The sequence below is a fragment of the Nonomuraea insulae genome, from assembly GCF_042656245.1.
This window is the reverse complement of the sequence record NZ_JBHSPA010000016.1, coordinates 25,704-43,937: the sequence shown is the minus strand read 5'-3', so window position 1 is coordinate 43,937 and position 18,234 is coordinate 25,704. Positions and strand designations below refer to the sequence as shown.

The window sequence follows — 18,234 nt, the reverse complement described above, 5'->3', positions numbered from 1 at the left end:
GCTCTCAGGGGGTGTTCAGCCCAGGCACCGCTACCTGGGTGGGGTCGTTCCCCGCGGCCGCCAGGGAGGCGGCGGCGAAGTCGGTGACGCAGCTGGACAGCAGCTGCCTCGGGTCCTCCAGCACGACGCGGAGCCTGGTCACCAGCGCCCGCATGTCGTCGGCCGAATGAATGGCCGGCATCTCGCTGACCTCGGTGACACCGGGGTCGGAGACGTCCGGGAGCGTGAAGGCGCCGGGGGCGTAGCTGGGGTAACCGTTGAACATCACCTCGCCGAGCTCGACGGTGGCCCTGGTGCCGCACCACAGGGTGCGCAGGTCCTCCTCCAGCGCGCTCACCTCGGTGAGGTCGCCGTCCTTGGGGGAGGGGAAGGTGGGCGCGTGCGGGGCGATGTAGACACGATCCAGCGCGAGGCGGCCGCGCGAGGCGGCGAGGATCATCGTGGCCACACTGCTGGTGTTCCAGGTGACGCCCGCGGTCGGGCGGCCCTGCCTGCCCGCGATCACCACCATGGCGCGCTCCCAGTCCAGGTCCTGCTCGGTGAACCAGCGTGTGATGCGGAAGCTGATGTCGAGGCTGACCAGGAAGAACGTGGCCACCATCATGGAGTTGACGCCGTCGTCGAGGTAGTCGCGGCGGAGCGTCTCGGCGCTCAGGTAGTCCTCGTCGTCGAGCGCGGCCGTGAGGTAGCGGACGGTCACCGCGCAGGCATGGTCGATCATGCCGGCGATCTCGCCCTCCCTGCCCCGGTAGGCCTCGACCGCGATCCGGTCGCGCCACAACTCGATGCCGTTGGCGGCGCGGGCCGCCTTGACCTCGGCCAGCAGGCGCTCGGCGGACTTCCGCCACGACTCCTCACCCAGCTCGCGCAGCCTGACCAGCGAAGCAACGGCTGGACCCAGGTGGGAGATCGCCGTCAGCTCCTTGAATCCCCTGGTCGAGAGCCGGAATCCGGCGACTGTGGGCGGTCTGCCATCTCCTGGGTAAAGCGCGATGTCGGTGGCCGTGGCGACGATCAGGGGGTCGTTGCGGGAACGATCGGCGACGGCACGGCCCAGCCTCCTGCCGATGCTGTCCGGATCGGCGGTGTAGGTGGTGAACAGCCGGATGAACTCCTCGGTCACTGGTGCTCCTGCTCGATGAAGCGGTAGACGACGCTCTCGGTGGCGAACCGCACGTCGGGGCTGAGCCCGTTGGAGACCGCCACGAGCGGCCCGCGGTCGTCGGTGAAGACGGCGACGTCCGTGCCGCCGCTGGTGGGGAACTCCTCGACGACGCGCAGCCCCCCGTCCTGCCAGTGGTAGAGCTGGGAGCTCAGCGCGGTCGTCGGCGCGGCGGGGGTGCCGTGGATGAAGTTGACGCGCACCACGTACAGGCCGCGCTCGCCGTACAGGACCGCGAACTCGCGGGTGCCGAGCCCCTCCAGCACCGCGTGCTCGACGAAGGTCTCGCCGTCCCACCGCAGCAGCCGCGACGGGCTGGCGATGCAGCCGACCAGCAGGTAGTCCTCGCCGTCGGTGCTGAAGGAGGCGAAAGCCCGCCCGTGCCGGTCGGCCAGCTTCTGGTGTACGGCGAAGCGGGATCCGTCCCATCGGTAGAGGACGGAGGGTGCGAGGTGGTCGGCGTGGGCGAGGAAGTCGTGCTCCGCCAGGTGGAAGGCATGCCAGTTGTAGCCCTGCTCGGAGGTGATCTCCTGGAACGGCTCGAAGGCCCGTCCATCCCACCGGTAGATCTGTGACGGCTGGTTCCCGGGCTGCGGGACCCCCTGTGCCAAGGCCAGGAAATGCTGATCGGCCAGCGTGAAGTGCCGCCACTGCTTGGCCGCGAAGGTGGGCACGCTCTGGAAGGGCGCGAAGCGCGCGCCGTCCCATTCGTACAGCTGGGAGTCCACACCGAACTCATAGAGGCCCTGGCCGCGTCGGATGCTCGCGGTCGCCAGGAACGCCCGTTCACCGATCCGGAAGAACTCCGCGTCCTCACCGCCCGGCACCCGAAGGCTCTGGAAAGGCTCGAAACCCTCGGCTGTACGGCGGAGCACCCGCAGCTCGGTGTCGCTGTCGCCGACGTTCATGCCGGGTGGCTGCCCGGGGACGTCGACGGCCAGCTGAGGGATGGCCAGCAGGGAGAGCCCGTCGACCTGGAACGGCTCCACTGCCCGGGCGCCCGAGGTGCGAATGCGACACGACTCCACGAGGAACATGTGACTCCCTCACAGCGAATGTGAATTCAGATTCATTCTGAGGGGCGAGGTCGGGGTTGACAAGACGTTTCCAAGAGCTGAATTTGAATTCATCTTCACTGTGAGAGGAGATCAGTGTGCATCCAGCCCTGAAAGCGTGTCTCGGGCGCGTAGCTGCCCTAGGGGTGGTGGCTACGGCCTGTCTCGGTGATCTCGTCGCTCCAGCGCAGGCGGACGGCTACATCACCTACTCCGATGTGGCCTACGCCTCCGGAGGCAGCCAGCAGGTTCTCGACCTGTACGTACCGAAGGGCGTCAGGAGGGTGCCCGTGATCGTCTACATCCACGGCGGCGGCTGGTCCGCCGGAGACAAGAGCGAGCTGCAGCGGATCCCCGAGTGGACATCGCTGCTCGCGCAGGGATTCGCCGTCGCATCCGTCAACTACACCCTCAGCACGAGCGCCACGTTCCCGCGGCAGATCCACGAAGTGAAGGCCGCGATCCGCTATCTGCGCGCCACCGGCTTCCGCTACGGCCTCAACGGCCAGGTCGGCGTATGGGGCGGATCTGCGGGTGGCCAGCTCGCCGCCCTGGCGGGGACGAGTTGCGGGGTTCCCGCGCTGGAGGGCACCGTGGGTCTACGCGGCCCCTCCAGCTGTGTTCAGGCGGTGGCGGACCTTTCCGGGCCCACGGATCTGTCGGCGCTGGCTGACGACCCGCTCCTGGCGGGAGCGGTGGCCGCCTACCTCGGCTGCCCGGACGGCATACCGTCGTGTCCTCCCGCTCTGCTGCGGCAGGCCAGCCCCATCACCCATCTGGCCTCCGGGCGGCGGCCCCCGCCGTTCCTCATCGGGCACGGCGACGCTGACACTGTGGTGCCCATTGAGCAGAGCCGGCTCCTGTTCTCCGCGCTCACGCAGGCCTGCGGAAGCGCCGGCTTCTTCACACTGCACGGGCAGGACCACTTCTTTCCCTTCGGCGGGGGACTCTCGGAGCCCTTCCCGGCCAGGACCGTGCAGACGTCGAAACGCTGCGGTGAGCCGGTGACCAGCACCGAGCCTCCGCTGAGCTTCGGCACGCTGGGGTCGTTCTTCCGCGAGCATCTCCGCGCGCCACAGCGCGGCCGACCGGCGTGAATCCGCGTTTCGCCCTCTTGACAGGCAAATAGTGCTTCTGGGTTACTTGGCGCACGCCAACCGAATGTTCGGTCGGGAGCCAAGGCGGTGGAAACCGTGACACAGGCCACAGAAGTGCCTCCCCATTCGACAGAGGCGATGTTCGACGCCGATGAGGCGTCCTGTGCTCTTCCTGTTCGCGACCGCGCGGGACGCACCCTGTTCGGGCGCAGTGGCATCTACGACGTGGTCGTCATGCGAGGCGACGAGGTGATCGCGGAGTTTCGGGGACGCAGCAGCAGTATCAAGACGAAGGAGCCGAGATGAGCTTTGCACGCCTGGGAGAGCCTCTGCCCGGCGGCCTTCTGGACGACGGCGAGCGCCTGACGAGCGAGGAGCTGAAGGAGCTTCAGCTGACCCGGCTGCAGGCGACGCTCCAGCACGCGTACGAGAACGTGGAGCCGTACCGGAAGAAGTTCGACGACGCCGGGGTCAAGCCCGGCGACTGCCGCTCCCTGGAGGATCTTGCCCGATTCCCGTTCACCACCAAGGCCGACCTGCGAGACAGCTACCCGTACGGCATGTTCGCCGTGCCCATGTCCGACGTCCGCCGCATCCACGCCTCCAGTGGCACCACCGGCCGCCCCACGGTCGTCGGTTACACCGAGAACGACCTGTCGATGTGGGCCGACGTGGTCGCCCGCTCGATCCGCGCCGCCGGTGGCCGCCCTGGCCACAAGGTGCACATCTCCTACGGCTACGGCCTGTTCACCGGCGGCCTCGGCGCGCACGGCGGCGCCGAGCGCGCCGGCTGCACCGTGATCCCCGCCTCCGGCGGCATGACCGCGCGCCAGGTGCAGCTCATCCAGGACTTCAAGCCCGAGATCATCATGGTCACCCCGTCCTACATGCTCACCCTTCTCGACGAGTTCGAGCGGCAGGGCGTCGACCCGCGATCGAGCTCGCTGGAGGTCGGCATCTTCGGCGCCGAGCCGTGGACGGAGGAGATGCGCCGTGAGATCGAGGAGCGCATGGACATCCATGCCGTCGACATCTACGGCCTGTCGGAGGTGATCGGCCCCGGCGTGGCACAGGAGTGCGTGGACACCAAGGACGGCCTGCACGTCTGGGAGGACCATTTCTACCCTGAGATCGTCGATCCCCTCACCCATGACGCCCTGCCCGACGGCGAGAGCGGCGAACTGGTCTTCACCTCCCTGACCAAGGAGGCGCTGCCGGTCATCCGGTACCACACCCGCGACCTGACCCGGTTGCTGCCTGGTACCGCCCGCCCCGCCTTCCGCCGCATCGAGAAGATCACCGGCCGCTGCGACGACATGATCATCCTGCGCGGCGTGAACGTCTTCCCCACGCAGATCGAGGAGATCGTGCTGCGTACCCCCGGTGTCGCCCCGCACTTCCGAATCGAGCTGAGGCGACGCGGCCGCATGGACCACATGACCGTCCTCGTCGAAGCAGAGCCCAGCGCCGGCCCCTCGCTGCGCGAGGCCGCGGCTCTGGCCGTCGCGCAGGGCGTCAAGGACGGGGTGGGCGTCTCCGTCGAGGTGACGGTCGTCGACCACGACACCCTCGAACGCTCGCTCGGCAAGCTCCGCCGGGTCAAGGACATGCGCGCACAGTGAGCACCGGATGGGGCCGGTCCCGAGGCGCGCCTCCGGGGCCCAGCTTCCGTCGGCCCATAAGCCTCGTCGCCCCGGTGGGGGCGCCCGCACAACCCCCTTCCGACAGCACGGCCACATCCCCCTTCCCGAAGGAGCCGGCATGTCCTCCGACGCCACCGCCGTACCCCAGACAACTCCAGCCGGCTTACGCCGCGTCGTCCGCGCCAGTTTCATCGGCACCACCATCGAGTGGTACGACTACTTCATCTACGGCTCGGCGGCGGCACTGATCTTCGCCAAGCAGTTCTTTCCGCAGTTCTCCCCGGTCGCGGGCACCCTCGCCGCGTTCGCCACGTACTCCGTCGGTTTCCTCGCCCGCCCGCTCGGTGGCGTGATCATGGGCCACTTCGGCGACCGGGTCGGGCGCAAGTCCATGCTGGTCGTGTCGCTGCTGGTCATGGGCCTGGCGACGGCCGCCATCGGCGTGCTGCCGACCTACGCCACGGCCGGGGTCCTGGCTCCGGTGCTGCTGGTCCTGTGCCGCTTCGTCCAGGGCCTGGCCGTCGGCGGCGAATGGGGTGGAGCGGTGCTCATGGCCGTCGAGCACGCCCCACGCGAACGACGCGGCTTCTACGGCAGTTTCCCCCAGATGGGCGTGCCCGGCGGCCTCATCCTCGCCAACCTCGTCTTCCTCCTGACCTCAGGAGCGCTCGGCGCGGAAGCCTTCGCCGACTGGGGTTGGCGTATCCCGTTCCTGGCGAGCCTCGTGCTGGTCGCGGTGGGGCTGGTGATCCGCTTCAGGGTCGAGGAGAGCCCCGACTTCGCCGCGCTGCGCGAGGGCAAGGCCGCCGAGAAGCGGTCGCGCGTGCCGGTTCTGGATGTGCTGCGCACCCAGTGGGAGTCGGTGCTGCTGGCCGGCGGCGCGTTCATCGGGACCAACGCCATCGGCTACATCTTCATGGCCTACGTCCTGTCGTACACCACCCAGCAGCTCGGCTTCACCCGGGACCACATCCTGCTGCTGGCCCTGATCGCCGCTGCGGTGTGGCTGGTGACCATTCCCTGGGCGGCGGCTCTGTCCGACCGGATCGGGCGTCGCCGTGTGCTGCTCGTCGGCTCGGTCGGCCTGCTGCTGGCGGCCGCCGCCTTCTTCCCGCTCATCGACGTGGGGACGACCGCGGCCGTGCTGGGCTCGCTTGTGCTGATGGCGATCATGCTGGGCCTGGTCTATGGGCCTCAGGCGGCGCTTTTCGCCGAGCTGTTCTCCGTACGGCTGCGCTACAGCGGGGTGTCGCTGGGCTACCAGATCGGCGCCGTCCTCGGCGGCGGCATCGCCCCGACGGTGGCCACCGCGCTGTTCGCCACCGGGAACGGCTCGTGGCCGATCACCGTCTACCTGGCTGGGGTGGCGGCGCTGAGCCTGGGCTGCCTGGCCCTGCTGACCCGGAACGGCGGGCAGAGCCGCTGACACGATCCCTGCCGCGCTCCGCCCTGACTCCTCGGGCGGGGCGCCGGCAGCAACCTTTGGCCGCGGATCACGGCGCGGGCCTCTGGCGCAGGCCCTCGAAGAGCACGGTCGCCACGGCGTCCGCCAGCGCCGCCGCCGACAGCCCACCCCCGGGCCGGTACCACTCGACGAGGGAGTTGACGATGCCGAAGAGCAGACGGCTGGCGACGTGGGGTTCGACGTCGCCGCGGACCCCTCCCTCCTCCACGGCGCGGGCCACCAGCTCGGCGACGCGATGGTCGAACGCACGCCGCCGCTCCAGCGCCCGCAGCTCGACCTCGCTGTTGCCGTGGATCCGCAGCAACAGGGTGACGTACGGCAGTTCGGCGGCGAGGACGGCGACGCTGCCGCGCACGATGCGCTCCAGCCGGGAGGTCGCCGTGGCCTGCGGGTCGTCGTCCTCGTCCAGGACGGCGAAAAGGGCGTCAAGAGCGCGGCTGACGGCGAGGTCGAGGAGCTCCTCCTTGCCTGAGACATGGTGGTAGATGCTTGACTTGCTCAGACCCAGCCTTCTGGCCAGTTCCTCCATGCCTGTGCGGTCGTAGCCCCGCTCGTTGAAGACCACGACCGCGACCTCCAGCAGGGAATCGCGATCGTAAACCGGGCGGTCACGGAGGCCGGGAGCGCTGGGCGCAGGGGTACGTTCCACCGAGCCATTGTGGCAAGCCCCCGCCCTGCGAGTGCGCCCGGTACCGGGGTCATTCATCCTAAGTAGCTAGAAATAGGCTTCGCTGACCCCTTACCTGCGCTTTCCGCTTGAGCACCACCAGCGGATCCGTCTGGGCCGTGCTGGATCGCGCCGCTCTTTGCCCTTCCCATGACCGGCCCCTGGACGGCTTCCGGGAAGGGAGAGGTCATGGACACAGTACGGCTGGGCCGCACGGAGCTGCAGGTCAGCCCGATCTGCTACGGCACCTGGCAGTTCGGCGGCGACTGGGGCGAGGTCGACGAGCGTGCCGCCATCGCCTCGATCCGGCACGCCCGCGAACGCGGTGTCACGTTCTTCGACACCGCTCAGGGCTACGGGTTCGGCGTGTCGGAGCGCATCCTGGGCCGGGCGCTGGAGAGCGAGTGGGACCGGGTGGTGATCGCCACGAAGGGCGGCCTGCGCATGGACGGCGACCGGCTGGTGCGCGACTCCAGCCCCAGCTGGTTGCGCCGCGGGGTGGAGGCCAGCCTGGAGGCGCTCGGCACCGGCCGCATCGACCTGTACCAGGTGCACTGGCCTGACCCGCGCACTCCGTTCGAGGAGAGCGCCGCGGCGCTGGCCGAGATGGTGGACGAGGGGCTCATCGGGCACGTCGGGGTGTCCAACTTCGACGCCGACCAGTTGCGGGCCTTCCCGGGCGCGGAAACCGTCCAGCCGCCGTACCACCTGTTCCGCCGTGAGGCAGAAGCCGAGGTGCTGCCGTACGCGGCCGCCAACGACCTGGGCGTGCTGGCCTACGGCCCCCTGGCGCACGGCCTGCTCGGCGGCGGCTTCGACGAGCACACCACGTTCCCGGCCGACGACTGGCGCTCGCACAGCCCCGACTTCACCGGCGACCGCTTCCGCCGCAACCTCGCGGTCGTCGCCGAGCTGCGCCGCTTCGCCGAACGGTTCGGCACCACGATCGGGCAGCTCGCGGTGGCCTGGGTGCTGTCCAACCCGGCCGTGCAGGTCGCCATCGTGGGCGCGCGCAGCCCCCGGCACCTCGACGAGAGCCTGCAGGCCGCGGAGCTGACGCTCGGCCCGGACGATCTCGCCGAGATCGACAGGATCACGTCCGCGGCCGCGCCGGTGACAGGACCCGCGCCGGAGGGCATGTGATGACCCGCGTCGCCGTACTCGGCACCGGGCTGATGGGCTCGGCGATGGCCCGGCATATGGCCGGGCAGGGCCTGGACGTCCACGCCTGGAACCGCACACCGGACAAGGCGCGGGCCCTGCGTGGTGACGGCGTGCATCCGGCGGCGAGCGTCGAGCAGGCCGTCCAGGACGCGGACGCGGTCATCACCATGGTGCCCACCGGGGACGTGGTCGCCGCGCTGGCGGCCCGCTTCCTGCCCGCGATGCCCGCCGAGGCCGTCTGGCTGCAGATGAGCACGGTGGGCGGTGCCTGGACCGACCGGCTCCTGCGGCAGGCGGCGGAGGCCGGTCGGCGGATGCTCGACGCGCCGGTCTCGGGCAGCAGCCAACCGGCCGAGCAGGGCACGCTGGTCCTGATCGTCTCAGGAGCGCCGGAGGTGCTGGAGCGGGCCAGACCCGTCCTGGACGTGCTCGGCTCCCACGTCGCGCACGTCGGGGAGGCGGGGGAGGCGTCCCGGGTCAAGGTGATCGTCAACAACTGGATGACGGCCTCGGTCGTGGCGATGGCCGACACGATGCTGGCCTGTGAGCAACTGGGGCTGGACCCCGTCCACGTCCTGCGGGTGCTGCAGGACGGGCCGCTGGGCATGCCGTACGCGCTGCAGAAGGCCGGCGAGATCCGCGCCCGCGCCTACCCGGCCGGGTTCCCGCTCGGTCTCGCGCTCAAGGATCTCGGGCTGCTGGCCGAGGAGCGTCACCGGTCCTCCCGCCTGAGCGACACGGTGCGGGAGACGCTGCAGCGGGCCGTCGAGGCGGGCCATGGCCGCGAGGACGTGGCCGCCGTGGCCGAGCTCCTGCGCAGGGACCTGCTCTGAGTCCTCCATACGGGTCCGGTCAATCTTCATGAAAATGCAGGTGGGGCCCGGTATGAGCGGGCGGCTCACGGGGCATTGACGCGGACGTCGCAGTCCATGTCCGAGGAGCACCATGTCCCTGTCACGCTTCATCGCCTCGTCGGGACTGGCGCTCGTGCTGGCGACGGGCTGCGCCGGCCCCGCGACGATGCAGACCGCGCCCGCCGGCCCCGCCTCCCCGACCGCGCAGGCTCAACCGGCCTTTCGCCAGCCGCAGGAGCTGACCAGCAGCAACCGCCTGCTGCGCGTGCGACTGGTGGTGGAGCAGCGCACCGTCCGGCTGGCCGGGCAGGACGTGCGGGCGATGACCTACAACGGCCACTACATGCCGCCGACCCTCCGCCTGCGCCCCGGCGACCGGCTCGACCTGACCCTGGTCAACCGTCTGGGCGAGCACACCAACCTGCACACCCACGGCTGGCACGTCTCACCGAGCGGCAACTCCGACAACATCTACCTGCACATCATGCCGGGACAGAGCTATCACTACGCCTACCAGCTGCCCAAAGACCTCGCCCCCGGCACCTACTGGTACCACTCACACGCGCATCCGCTCGCCGAACCCCAGGTGCTGGCCGGGCTGTCCGGCGCGATCGTCATCGACGGCCTGAAGCGCTACCTCCCGCCCGGCCTGCGCGACATCACCGAACGGCTGATCGCGCTCAAGGACGTCCAGATCAAGAACGGCGTCATCCCCACCGCCAACATCGACAGCAACGCCCCCACCAACAGGACCGTGAACGGACTCGTCAACCCCGTCATCGGCATCCGCCCCGGGGAGACCCAGCTGTGGCGCCTGGCCAACATCGGCGCCGACATCGCCTACAACGTGCAACTCCAGGGCGCCCGCTTCACCGTGCTGGCCCAGGACGCCAACCCCGTCGACCGCACCTGGAGCGACGATGCTCTGCTGATGCCGCCGGGCAGCCGGTACGACGTGCTCGTGCAAGGCCCTCCCCAAGGCCGGACACGGCTGATCACCACCGCCTACAGCACCGGCCCGGCCGGCGACGACTACCCGCAGACGACGCTCGCCACCCTGGTCTCCGCCGGCGACGCCGTGCGGCCGGCCGCCATCCCCTCCGACTTCGCCGAGATCGACGACCTGAGCCACGACTCCCTGGCCCAGCGGCGCACCATCACCTTCTCCGAGAACGACCAGACCAGCCAGTTCTACATCAACGGCAAACAATGGTCCGCCGACCGCATCGACGTACGCGCCAAGCTCAACACCACCGAAGAGTGGGTCGTCCGCAACGTCTCCAACGAACAACACACCTTCCACGTGCACGTCAACGACTTCCAGCTGATGAGCGTCAACGGCAGGCCGTACCGGTTCCGCGGCTGGCAGGACACCGTCCAGCTGCCCACCCGCGGCGAAGTCGTCATCCGCATGAGATTCCGCGACTTCACCGGCAAGTACCCCTACCACTGCCACATCCTCAACCACGAGGACAACGGCATGATGGCCAACATCGAAGTCGTCCGCTGACCAGGGCTTACGCGGCGTGGCGGAGTCCCAGGACGGGAGCGGGCCACCACAATGAGAAACGACCTGATCACGACGGGGAAGGGGAGCGGATGCAGCCCATCATGCGGACGGCGACGCTCACCGCTCTGCTGATGGTCCAGGCTCTTCCCGCCGCGGCCGCCCGCGCAGACGACGAGTCGGCCCCTCCGCCCCTGAGCAAGCTCTCCTCCTTCCGCGTCATGCCACGCGTGCTGCACCAGAAGGACGTCCTGCGGGTACTGATGAAATGCCCCGTCCGCGCCAATCACGCGGTGATCGGCTCCACCGCCTTCACCCTGAAGGGCTCCTGGCGTTCCTTCCGCGAGGTAGGAGTCAACCTCTCCAACGGGGGCTTCGGCAAGCACGCCATCCCCATCTCCCGCTTCGCCGAGCCCGGACACCACGACGTCCACATCAAGTGCGTCAAAGTCACCCTCGACCACGCAACCGGCTTCAAGAAGGTCAAGCTGCTCAGTCGCGCCTCGACCCCGATCCTGATCCACCCCGTCAAGCTCCACCGCGAGCCGACGTCTGAAGAGACGCCGCCCGAACCCACCGCCCCGGCTACGACGGCACCGCCGGCGCCGATGGCCGAACCTCCCGAAGGTGTCGTGTCTACCGTACGAGGGCACCTCACGACTGCGTGAGCTCCGCGATGGCTGAAGTGGGCCGGCACCGCCCACGAGTCACCGCGGGCCTGAGGAGGCTTTCACGCGTCACTGAGCGCCCCGGCGAAGCGATCCACCTGGCTGACGTCCGGGGCCCAGCAGTAGAACATGACCTCGTCGGCGCCGATGTCCGCCATCTGGGTGGCCGTGTCGCGGATCTGATCGGACGTGGTGAGCATGCTCGCCACCGCACCGTCGGCGAAACCGGCCGGCAAATTCATGTAGTGGGGGCCGCTGTAGTAGTCGTACAACCGGTCACGTGCCTCCTTGATCAGATGATCAGGTCCCAGCGCGGCGTTGAACTGGGCGACCAGCCGGGGACGGCCCGAGCGTCCCTGAGCCTGCCACTCCGTCTCGATGGACCGGAACAGACTCTCGGCGTCGGCGAGGTGCGCCGCGCACAGGAAACCATCACCCAGACGGGCGGCGCGACGGATCCCGGCCGGGCTGAAGGCACCGAACAACACCTCAGGGCCGCCCCGGCGGGCGGGCTCGGGCCCGATCGGGCCGATCCCCTCGCCGTACGGCTCACCCGACCAGACGCGGCGCATCACCCCCATCATCTCCTCCAGCCGCGCCCCGCGCCGGTGCACGTCCACACCCACGGCCTCGTAGTCGTCCCGGCGCGCCCCCAAGCCGATGCCGAGCGTGAAGCGCCCTCCCGACATGCGGTCCAGGGTCGCGGCCTGCTTGGCCAGCAGCGCCGGCTCGCGAAGCGGCGCGAGCAGCACCTCGGTCTGCAGCCGGATTCTGGAGGTCGCCCCCGCGAGCACGGCCAGGGCCACCAGAGGCTCGGGATTGTCGTAGACGAGACGGTCCAGCAAGCCGAGCGTGCTGAACGGCCCTTCCTCTACGGGCCGAACCCACTCCAGCAAGCCCGCGGGCTCGCTGATGGGCAGGCCGAGACCGACGTTCATGCATCCCCCGAGGTTCTCACCGTCGGCAAGCCGCCGCCGGTTCCGCTGCTTACCCCGGTCACCGTGCCCGCCGCACTCCCACTGATGCGCCGTGCCGCATCTCTGGTCACAACCTTTTCGCCTCTTGGAGGGGCGGTCACCTACGCGCGAAAAATATGCCCGTAAAGAGGGTTTCCCTCAACCAGCCGACTCCGCCGCCGTACGGACATGGGCGATGACGTCGCGGACGCGGGCGTGACGTTCCGGCCCAAGATCTTCATGCCGGACGCCTCGCCGCCCCGGATCCGGTGCTCAACCACAGCGGGTGGGCCATGCCGGCGACGGACTGGTCGAGACGAGCGACGTTGCAGAGGATCCACTGGGTGTCGGTGTGCTCGGGAGCGCGCTGTGCGCCGGTCCAGTGCAGGTCTTCGTGATTGACCAGGCAGAGCGTTGGCATGTCGTCTTCCGAAGGCTGTTCCAATGGTTGGTTGATGCCGTGCACCGCGTCGCGCAGCCGGCCCAGGTTGGCGGTGATGCGGCGCCCCATGCTCGCCAGCCGCTCGTCACAGGCCATGTTGCCCGGCCTGGCCTGCGCCGCGAGCGCGCGGATGTAGTAGGCGCAGCTGTCGAGCACGTTCAGTAGGTAGTCCAGATCGCTGCGCCGGGCGCGGAACGGGGTGATCGGGTGAGTCAGCGGCGCCGCGTCGCTGTGGAGCGTGCCGAGCCGACGGTCGACGTCGCGGGCCTTGCTCACCAGGTCATACCGCTGCCCAGTGGACAGCAGTTTCATCGCATCCTCGACGAACAGTTCCATGTCCTCCAGCAGCGCGGCCAGATCGGATCGGACGGTCGCACTGGTGTGGGTCGGCAGGATCAGGACAGCGGCCAGTATGCCGGCGGCGATGCCGATCGCGGTCTCCTCCAGCCGCAGTTGCAGCAGCTGAGGGGTGAAGGCGCCGAGCAGGCTGTAGAGAAGGGCGAGTACCACCGTGATGAAGAACATCATCGCGCTCTGCGAGAGCGGGGCCAGGTAATAGGCGCCGAAGATGCATCCGAACATCAGCAGTAGCGTCAGGGGCAGGTCGCCGGTGACCACGACGGCCACAGCGATGCCCGCCACCATCCCCAGCACAGTGCCCAGGGTCCGCCGGAGCCCGCGAAGGAGGATGTCTCCGCGCGAGGTGGTGTTGGCGAAGACCAGGAAGGCGGCCACCACGGCCCAGTACCAGCGCTGGGGAGAGAGCAGCTCGCCCATCACGGTCGCTGCCGCGGCCGCCGCGGTGGCCTGGACAGCCTGACGGGTGGTCAGGCGCAGACCGGCGGGTGGGCTCGGCTTCACGGCTTCGGCTACCTTCTCGGGCCGCTCACCGAGCGGTTGCTCAGCGGTTTGACGGTGCTCTGCCGATTCGTTCTTCACCGGGACGCCTGGGGCCCCCAGGGACGCCAGCGCCCGCCGCGCCCTGATCCACGTGACGGCGAACTCCCGGATCGCAGCGGGTGTTCCTCCGCGCGGGCCAGGACCGCTGCCCGTGCCGGAGGGCCGGGCGTTGTCGGCGAGTCGACGCAGGATGTCCTCCTCATCGGGGGCCCCTGCGGAGTCCAGGGTGCGGCTGACCAGGGATCGCAGAACGTTCAGCTCGGCGCGCAGGCGTGGCCGGACCTGTGGCGGCACCTCCTTGGCGACGGCCTGGGAGGCCCACATGGACAGCCGCTCGACGGCCAGTTCGGTCGCGATCAGATGGAGCCGGCCGCCGGTGGAGCCCCGGGCGACGCTCTCGGCCAGTTGCTCCTCGATCAGCAACACACTCGCCCGTATCCGCCGCATCCCCCTGCGGACCCGGCGTTCCCGCCTGGCGTCCGCTTGTCCGCCCTGGATCAGGCGGTCGACCGCGTCGATCACTTGAACCATCTGGATACGGAACGCGCTGGTGGTAAGGCCCAACGTCCGCCAGGGCCGTTCGCGTACTACCACGAAGTGACTCAAGGCGGCGCAGGCGATGCCGATCACAGCCGCCGGCAGCAGAGCGGGGAGCTGGGCCGTGGTGGCGTGGAACAACATCACGATGAAGAACGTCATGAAGGCGACCATGCCGACGGCGAAGCCTCGGAGAGCGTAACGTCGCAGGTAGACGCTGCAGAAGACGACGGCTAGGAACGCGGCGTCCACGATGAGCGGGTAAGGCCGCAGCACAGCTTCGATGACTACCGAGAGGCAGGCGGCCACCGGAAGCAGAAGGAAGGTGATGGCCTTCTGCCGTGGTCTGGGCTCGGTGACCGTGAACGCCGCGATCGCCGCCACGATCGCACCCGGTGTCATCGTCGTAGCCGGTAGACCAACCAGGGCCAAGACGGCCAGGGTGAGCAGGACGGCGGTCAGGACACGAAGCGCCCGCCGCAGGCGGAACAGCCCGGGATCGGAGGCGCTCGCCAAGATGGGCACCCTGCTCAACATGGGTCTTCACGACCGTGTAGAGGCACCATGTCCGCTGGTGACTGGAACGATGCTGGATATGGGCCGCACGACAACCTCCGGTTCGCGCGTCGAAGGTGCCGGGGATTCCCATCGGCTCTGCTCGGAAACAGCAGGTCGATGACCGCGCGAAAGTGCCAGAGACGCCGTTGAGCTCATTCCCCGCGACTGGCGAGTGAATCCTCGTGGTTCGCAGTTGTAGATGATCATGTTTCGGTGGCGGCCCAGGCACGCGCCCGGAATCGAGCCGCCCCGTCAGAGACAACGTCCCCGGTCGTCACGCCGGGCCTCGTGATGCCTCGCGCCGGCGGGGCATCACGGCCGTTCTGAACGGGTCAGCCCATCTCCTCCAGTTTGCGGCCCTTGGTCTCCCTGACCCATCTGGCGACGAAGACGAACGACAGCAGCGCCATGACGGCGTACCCGGCGTAGGTGAGCGGAAGGTTCCACGCGGCGAGTGCTGGGAACGAGACCGAGATCAGCCAGTTGGAGAGCCACTGGGCCGTGGCGGCGATGCCCAGGGCGGCGGCGCGGATGCGGTTGGGGAAGATCTCCCCGAGCAGCACCCACACCACCACGCCCCACGACAGCGCGAAGAACAGCACGAACACGTTGGCGGCGATGAGCGCTATCGGCCCCTGCGGGTCCGGCAGCGTAACCCTGCCGCCGGTCACCCTGGACGCGCTGAACGCCCACGCCGTGGTGGCCAGCGCGATCGTCATTCCCGCCGAGCCGATCAGGAGCAGCGGCCTGCGGCCGATCTTGTCCACCAGCGCCATCGCCATGAGCGTGCCGATGATGTTGATGATCGAGGTGGAGAAGCTGATCAGCAGGGAGTCGCTCTGGTTGATGCCGACCGACTGCCACAACACGGACGAGTAATAGAAGATCACGTTGATGCCGACGAACTGCTGGAAGGCCGACAGGATGATGCCGATCCAGACGATCGGTAGCAGCCCGAGCGCCGGGCCGCGCAGGTCCTTCAGCCCCGGCACGCGCTCGGTGCGCACCACGCGCTGGATCTCCTCGATGCGCTTGTCGAAGTCCGCGTCTTCGCCCTCGATCTCGGCCAGCACTGCACGCGCTTGCCGGGTGCGGCCCGCCATGATCAGATAACGGGGCGATTCGGGGAGCCTCAGCGCAAGCAGCAGATACAGCAGGGCGGGGATCGCGCAGGCGCCCAGCATCCACTGCCAGACCTGCAGCGGCCCCAGATGATTGTTGACGTTGCCGCCGGCGATGCTGGCGATCACATAGTTGACGAGCTGTGAGACAGCGATGCCGAGCACGATGGCCAGCTGCTGGAACGATCCAAGACGGCCGCGGTAGGCGGGCGGCGCCACCTCGGCGATGTATGCGGGCGCGAGCACCGACGCCATGCCGATCGCGAAGCCCGCGAGCACCCGCCAGAAGCCGAGATCCCAGACCGTGAACGGCAGCATCTGCCCGATCGAGCTGATCGTGAATACCAGTGCCGACACCTGCATGGACCTCGTACGCCCCAGCCGGTCGGCCAGCCTGCCGCCCGCCCAGGCGCCTGCGGCCGAGCCCAGCAGCGCGATCGCCACCACCACCCCGGTCTCGACCGGTCCCACCCGGAAGTGTTTCTGGATACCGACTACCGCGCCGTTGACGACGGCGCTGTCGTACCCGAACAGGAATCCTCCAACGGCCGCGGCCGCCGCGATGAACACGACGTGCCCCAGGTGCTGTCGGCGGGCTCGGTCAGTAGTCATGCAGTCCCCCTCGATGCGGACATACCCACAGGTCAACGCCACTAGACGACTTGTTCGGGCGGCAACGTCGTCCGCATCCGGGGTGAGGTCTTCGTGCTGCGTACCGCACGCCAGGCAAGCCGCTATGCGTCAATCCCCTGAGACAACTTGGTCGTGGTCCTCGACCGAGGTCGATGAGGTTTCGTGGGTCACGGTGGCAGGCCGGGCAGCGCAGCAGGCGCTCGGGCAGATGTCGATGCTCGGTGGCCGTGGTGTCCCGCCAGCGGAAGATCATTGTCGCCGGTGTGACGTGAGCCGGGCTGCTTGTTCACGGGCGTGGGGAGGGATGGCCTCGCGATGTGGCCCGCCGTCGGGGTCGACCTCATATCGCAGTTGGAGGCAGTCGTCGAGCAGCGCGCCGTACACCGTCCAGAGGGGTGAGTGCGGATCGATCTCTGCCATCTGCTTGCGGGCAGCGCGTTCGAGGCGCTCGCCTTCCGCTACGGCGACGCGCAGGCGGATCAGGTCATCGCCGCTGCCAGGGGTGACCAGCAGCCGCTCGAAACAGGCGTAGGCCTTCCCGATCGTGTCCAGCAGGTCGGCGAAGACCTGGGGAAAGCTGCCGGTCTCGCCCTGCCCTGGCAGGCCGCGAACCCCGGCGGCCAGGTCGGCGAGGGCACGGGCGACGCCGCGCAGTTGATGGCAGGCGTGCTCCAGGCATAGGACAGCCTGCATGATGCGGCGCAGGCGCTGACGAGTTCGCGCCCGACGCAGGGTGAGACGCAGGGACTCGGTGGCTCGGTCGGCGCTCTCGTCTGCCGATCGCAGCCTGGCGGACATGCGTCTGGCGCGGGCCAGCCATCTCTGCGCCTGGCGCGCGGTCCAGGGTTGCCTGACACCTTCGGCCAGGTCGGAGCAGAGGTCGGCGAGATCATCGGCCAGGTCGGCTATGTCCTTGGCGGCCCGGCCCACGTGACGGGTCGGGATCATCAGCACGAGCGCGGCTCCGACGAGCGCGCCTATGACGATGTCGAGCAGTCGCGCCATGCCGTACTCGCGGCCCAGGGAGAACACGAGCAGCGCGGTGATGGGCGCCTGTACGTTCTGCCACGGTATTCCGACGGTTCTGCTGGCCACCAGCGCGACCGCGACCAGGACGGCCATGGTGGCGGCGTTGGTGCCGAACACCTGCACGAAGCCGATTGCGGCCGTCAGTCCGAGCAGTACCGCGATGGTCTGCTGGATGGCCTGGATCACGGTGCTGTAGGCGGTCGCCGCCACCGACAGCAACACGCCGGTGGGAGCGAGCACCGCCTGAGGTGAGCCGATCAGATCGGTGGAGATCCACCAAGCCACCAGGCAGCCGACGGTGACCGTCACCGTCGGTATCAGCAACTGCCTCTCACGCCGCACCCAGCGGTGTAGCCCACGCCGCCTCCACCGGCCCGAACCGGGGAGCAGGTCGCCCCACCGGGCTAGCCATCGCCTCGCAGCGGAAAGTGCCATCACACCCCCGCACGTGTGCCCCGCCTCGTGGCTTCCGGATCGTCTTTCATCTCTTACCGCGTGGCCGCCGGCATCGGACAGCGGGCGCTCCGTGCCCGCGCGGCTTTTTGCCCTCACCAGGAAGTTCGAGGGTAGGGCGGTGGATCGAGCGCCGGCGATGAGACCGACGAAACCGCGATAACGACCGTGCCCGAATGATAGGAAAGACAGGAGGGAGCGCACGATCGAGCGGCGCCGGCAACCGCTCATCTTCATCCAGGGCGCGCGCCACAGGTTGCCGACCTCTCTTCTACGCTCATGTAGAGGCGACCGATCGGCCGCCGCCGGCATGTCTGCGCGGA

General features: G+C 68.9%; 14 protein-coding genes and 1 pseudogene. 8 read left to right on the top strand and 7 right to left on the bottom strand.

What is annotated here, in order from left to right; genetic code table 11:
• Positions 1–4: 4 nt before the first annotated feature.
• Both ACFPZ3_RS12135 and ACFPZ3_RS12130 read right to left on the bottom strand, forming a co-directional pair.
• Positions 5–1,123, bottom strand: coding sequence for a DUF5624 domain-containing protein (locus ACFPZ3_RS12135; RefSeq protein WP_379514127.1), 1,119 nt, complete (start codon positions 1,121–1,123; stop codon positions 5–7).
• Positions 1,120–2,199, bottom strand: coding sequence for a hypothetical protein (locus ACFPZ3_RS12130; RefSeq protein ID WP_379514126.1), 1,080 nt, complete (start codon positions 2,197–2,199; stop codon positions 1,120–1,122). Before ACFPZ3_RS12130 ends, ACFPZ3_RS12135 begins: the two co-directional genes overlap by 4 nt.
• Before the next feature lie 167 nt (positions 2,200–2,366).
• Between ACFPZ3_RS12130 and ACFPZ3_RS12125 the strand changes: the two genes are divergently transcribed.
• From ACFPZ3_RS12125 to ACFPZ3_RS12110, 4 genes and pseudogenes are all read left to right on the top strand, one after another.
• Positions 2,367–3,314: an alpha/beta hydrolase fold domain-containing protein gene (locus tag ACFPZ3_RS12125; RefSeq protein WP_379514125.1), complete on the top strand. Its 948-nt coding sequence runs from the start codon at positions 2,367–2,369 to the stop codon at positions 3,312–3,314.
• 192 nt (positions 3,315–3,506) lie between these two features.
• Positions 3,507–3,620: pseudogene (locus tag ACFPZ3_RS12120) on the top strand (phenylacetic acid degradation protein PaaD); the annotation flags it as partial.
• Positions 3,617–4,936 carry a phenylacetate--CoA ligase PaaK gene (gene paaK, locus ACFPZ3_RS12115; protein WP_379514124.1) on the top strand — a complete coding sequence of 440 codons (1,320 nt, stop codon included), beginning with the start codon at positions 3,617–3,619 and terminating at the stop codon, positions 4,934–4,936. The pseudogene ACFPZ3_RS12120 and the gene paaK, both read left to right, overlap by 4 nt.
• A 139-nt stretch (positions 4,937–5,075) precedes the next feature.
• On the top strand, positions 5,076–6,383 hold the full coding sequence (locus tag ACFPZ3_RS12110) for an MFS transporter (RefSeq protein WP_379514123.1): 1,308 nt from the start codon (positions 5,076–5,078) through the stop codon (positions 6,381–6,383).
• Between the two features lie 67 nt (positions 6,384–6,450).
• Here ACFPZ3_RS12110 and ACFPZ3_RS12105 read toward each other — a convergent pair whose 3' ends face one another.
• Positions 6,451–7,071: a TetR/AcrR family transcriptional regulator gene (locus ACFPZ3_RS12105; RefSeq protein ID WP_379514122.1), complete on the bottom strand. Its 621-nt coding sequence runs from the start codon at positions 7,069–7,071 to the stop codon at positions 6,451–6,453.
• Between the two features lie 207 nt (positions 7,072–7,278).
• Between ACFPZ3_RS12105 and ACFPZ3_RS12100 the strand changes: the two genes are divergently transcribed.
• The 4 genes from ACFPZ3_RS12100 (at position 7,279) to ACFPZ3_RS12085 (ending at position 11,282) form a co-directional block, all read left to right on the top strand.
• Positions 7,279–8,232: an aldo/keto reductase gene (locus ACFPZ3_RS12100; RefSeq protein ID WP_379514121.1), complete on the top strand. Its 954-nt coding sequence runs from the start codon at positions 7,279–7,281 to the stop codon at positions 8,230–8,232.
• Positions 8,232–9,086, top strand: coding sequence for an NAD(P)-dependent oxidoreductase (locus tag ACFPZ3_RS12095; RefSeq protein WP_379514120.1), 855 nt, complete (start codon positions 8,232–8,234; stop codon positions 9,084–9,086). Before ACFPZ3_RS12100 ends, ACFPZ3_RS12095 begins: the two co-directional genes overlap by 1 nt.
• 112 nt (positions 9,087–9,198) lie before the next feature.
• Positions 9,199–10,617: a multicopper oxidase family protein gene (locus ACFPZ3_RS12090; RefSeq protein ID WP_379514119.1), complete on the top strand. Its 1,419-nt coding sequence runs from the start codon at positions 9,199–9,201 to the stop codon at positions 10,615–10,617.
• 89 nt (positions 10,618–10,706) lie between these two features.
• A complete protein-coding gene (locus ACFPZ3_RS12085; protein ID WP_379514118.1) occupies positions 10,707–11,282 on the top strand; it encodes a hypothetical protein in 576 nt (191 codons plus the stop codon).
• A gap of 62 nt (positions 11,283–11,344) precedes the next feature.
• Here the strand turns inward: ACFPZ3_RS12085 and ACFPZ3_RS12080 are convergent, their stop codons facing one another.
• From ACFPZ3_RS12080 to ACFPZ3_RS12065, 4 genes are all read right to left on the bottom strand, one after another.
• Positions 11,345–12,220: an LLM class flavin-dependent oxidoreductase gene (locus ACFPZ3_RS12080; RefSeq protein WP_379514117.1), complete on the bottom strand. Its 876-nt coding sequence runs from the start codon at positions 12,218–12,220 to the stop codon at positions 11,345–11,347.
• A 256-nt stretch (positions 12,221–12,476) separates the two neighbouring features.
• Positions 12,477–14,642 carry an FUSC family protein gene (locus ACFPZ3_RS12075; protein WP_379514116.1) on the bottom strand — a complete coding sequence of 722 codons (2,166 nt, stop codon included), beginning with the start codon at positions 14,640–14,642 and terminating at the stop codon, positions 12,477–12,479.
• Positions 14,643–15,007: 365 nt separating this feature from the next.
• Entirely contained in the window at positions 15,008–16,408 is a 1,401-nt protein-coding gene (locus ACFPZ3_RS12070; RefSeq protein ID WP_379514115.1) for a sugar porter family MFS transporter, read from the bottom strand.
• A 270-nt stretch (positions 16,409–16,678) separates the two neighbouring features.
• The gene (locus tag ACFPZ3_RS12065; RefSeq protein ID WP_379514114.1) at positions 16,679–17,767 is read right to left on the bottom strand and encodes an FUSC family protein; all 1,089 of its coding nucleotides are present in this window, start codon (positions 17,765–17,767) and stop codon (positions 16,679–16,681) included.
• Positions 17,768–18,234: the final 467 nt, after the last annotated feature.

Bases quoted from the DNA above. Each gene is read 5' to 3' on its own strand.
- ACFPZ3_RS12080 (WP_379514117.1), bottom strand. From the start codon at position 12,220: ATGAACGTCGGTCTCGGCCTGCCCATCAGCGAGCCCGCGGGCTTGCTG.
- ACFPZ3_RS12085 (WP_379514118.1), top strand. From the start codon at position 10,707: ATGCAGCCCATCATGCGGACGGCGACGCTCACCGCTCTGCTGATGGTC.
- ACFPZ3_RS12100 (WP_379514121.1), top strand. From the start codon at position 7,279: ATGGACACAGTACGGCTGGGCCGCACGGAGCTGCAGGTCAGCCCGATC.
- ACFPZ3_RS12070 (WP_379514115.1), bottom strand. From the start codon at position 16,408: ATGACTACTGACCGAGCCCGCCGACAGCACCTGGGGCACGTCGTGTTC.
- ACFPZ3_RS12095 (WP_379514120.1), top strand. From the start codon at position 8,232: ATGACCCGCGTCGCCGTACTCGGCACCGGGCTGATGGGCTCGGCGATG.
- ACFPZ3_RS12110 (WP_379514123.1), top strand. From the start codon at position 5,076: ATGTCCTCCGACGCCACCGCCGTACCCCAGACAACTCCAGCCGGCTTA.
- ACFPZ3_RS12130 (WP_379514126.1), bottom strand. From the start codon at position 2,199: ATGTTCCTCGTGGAGTCGTGTCGCATTCGCACCTCGGGCGCCCGGGCA.
- paaK (WP_379514124.1), top strand. From the start codon at position 3,617: ATGAGCTTTGCACGCCTGGGAGAGCCTCTGCCCGGCGGCCTTCTGGAC.
- ACFPZ3_RS12090 (WP_379514119.1), top strand. From the start codon at position 9,199: ATGTCCCTGTCACGCTTCATCGCCTCGTCGGGACTGGCGCTCGTGCTG.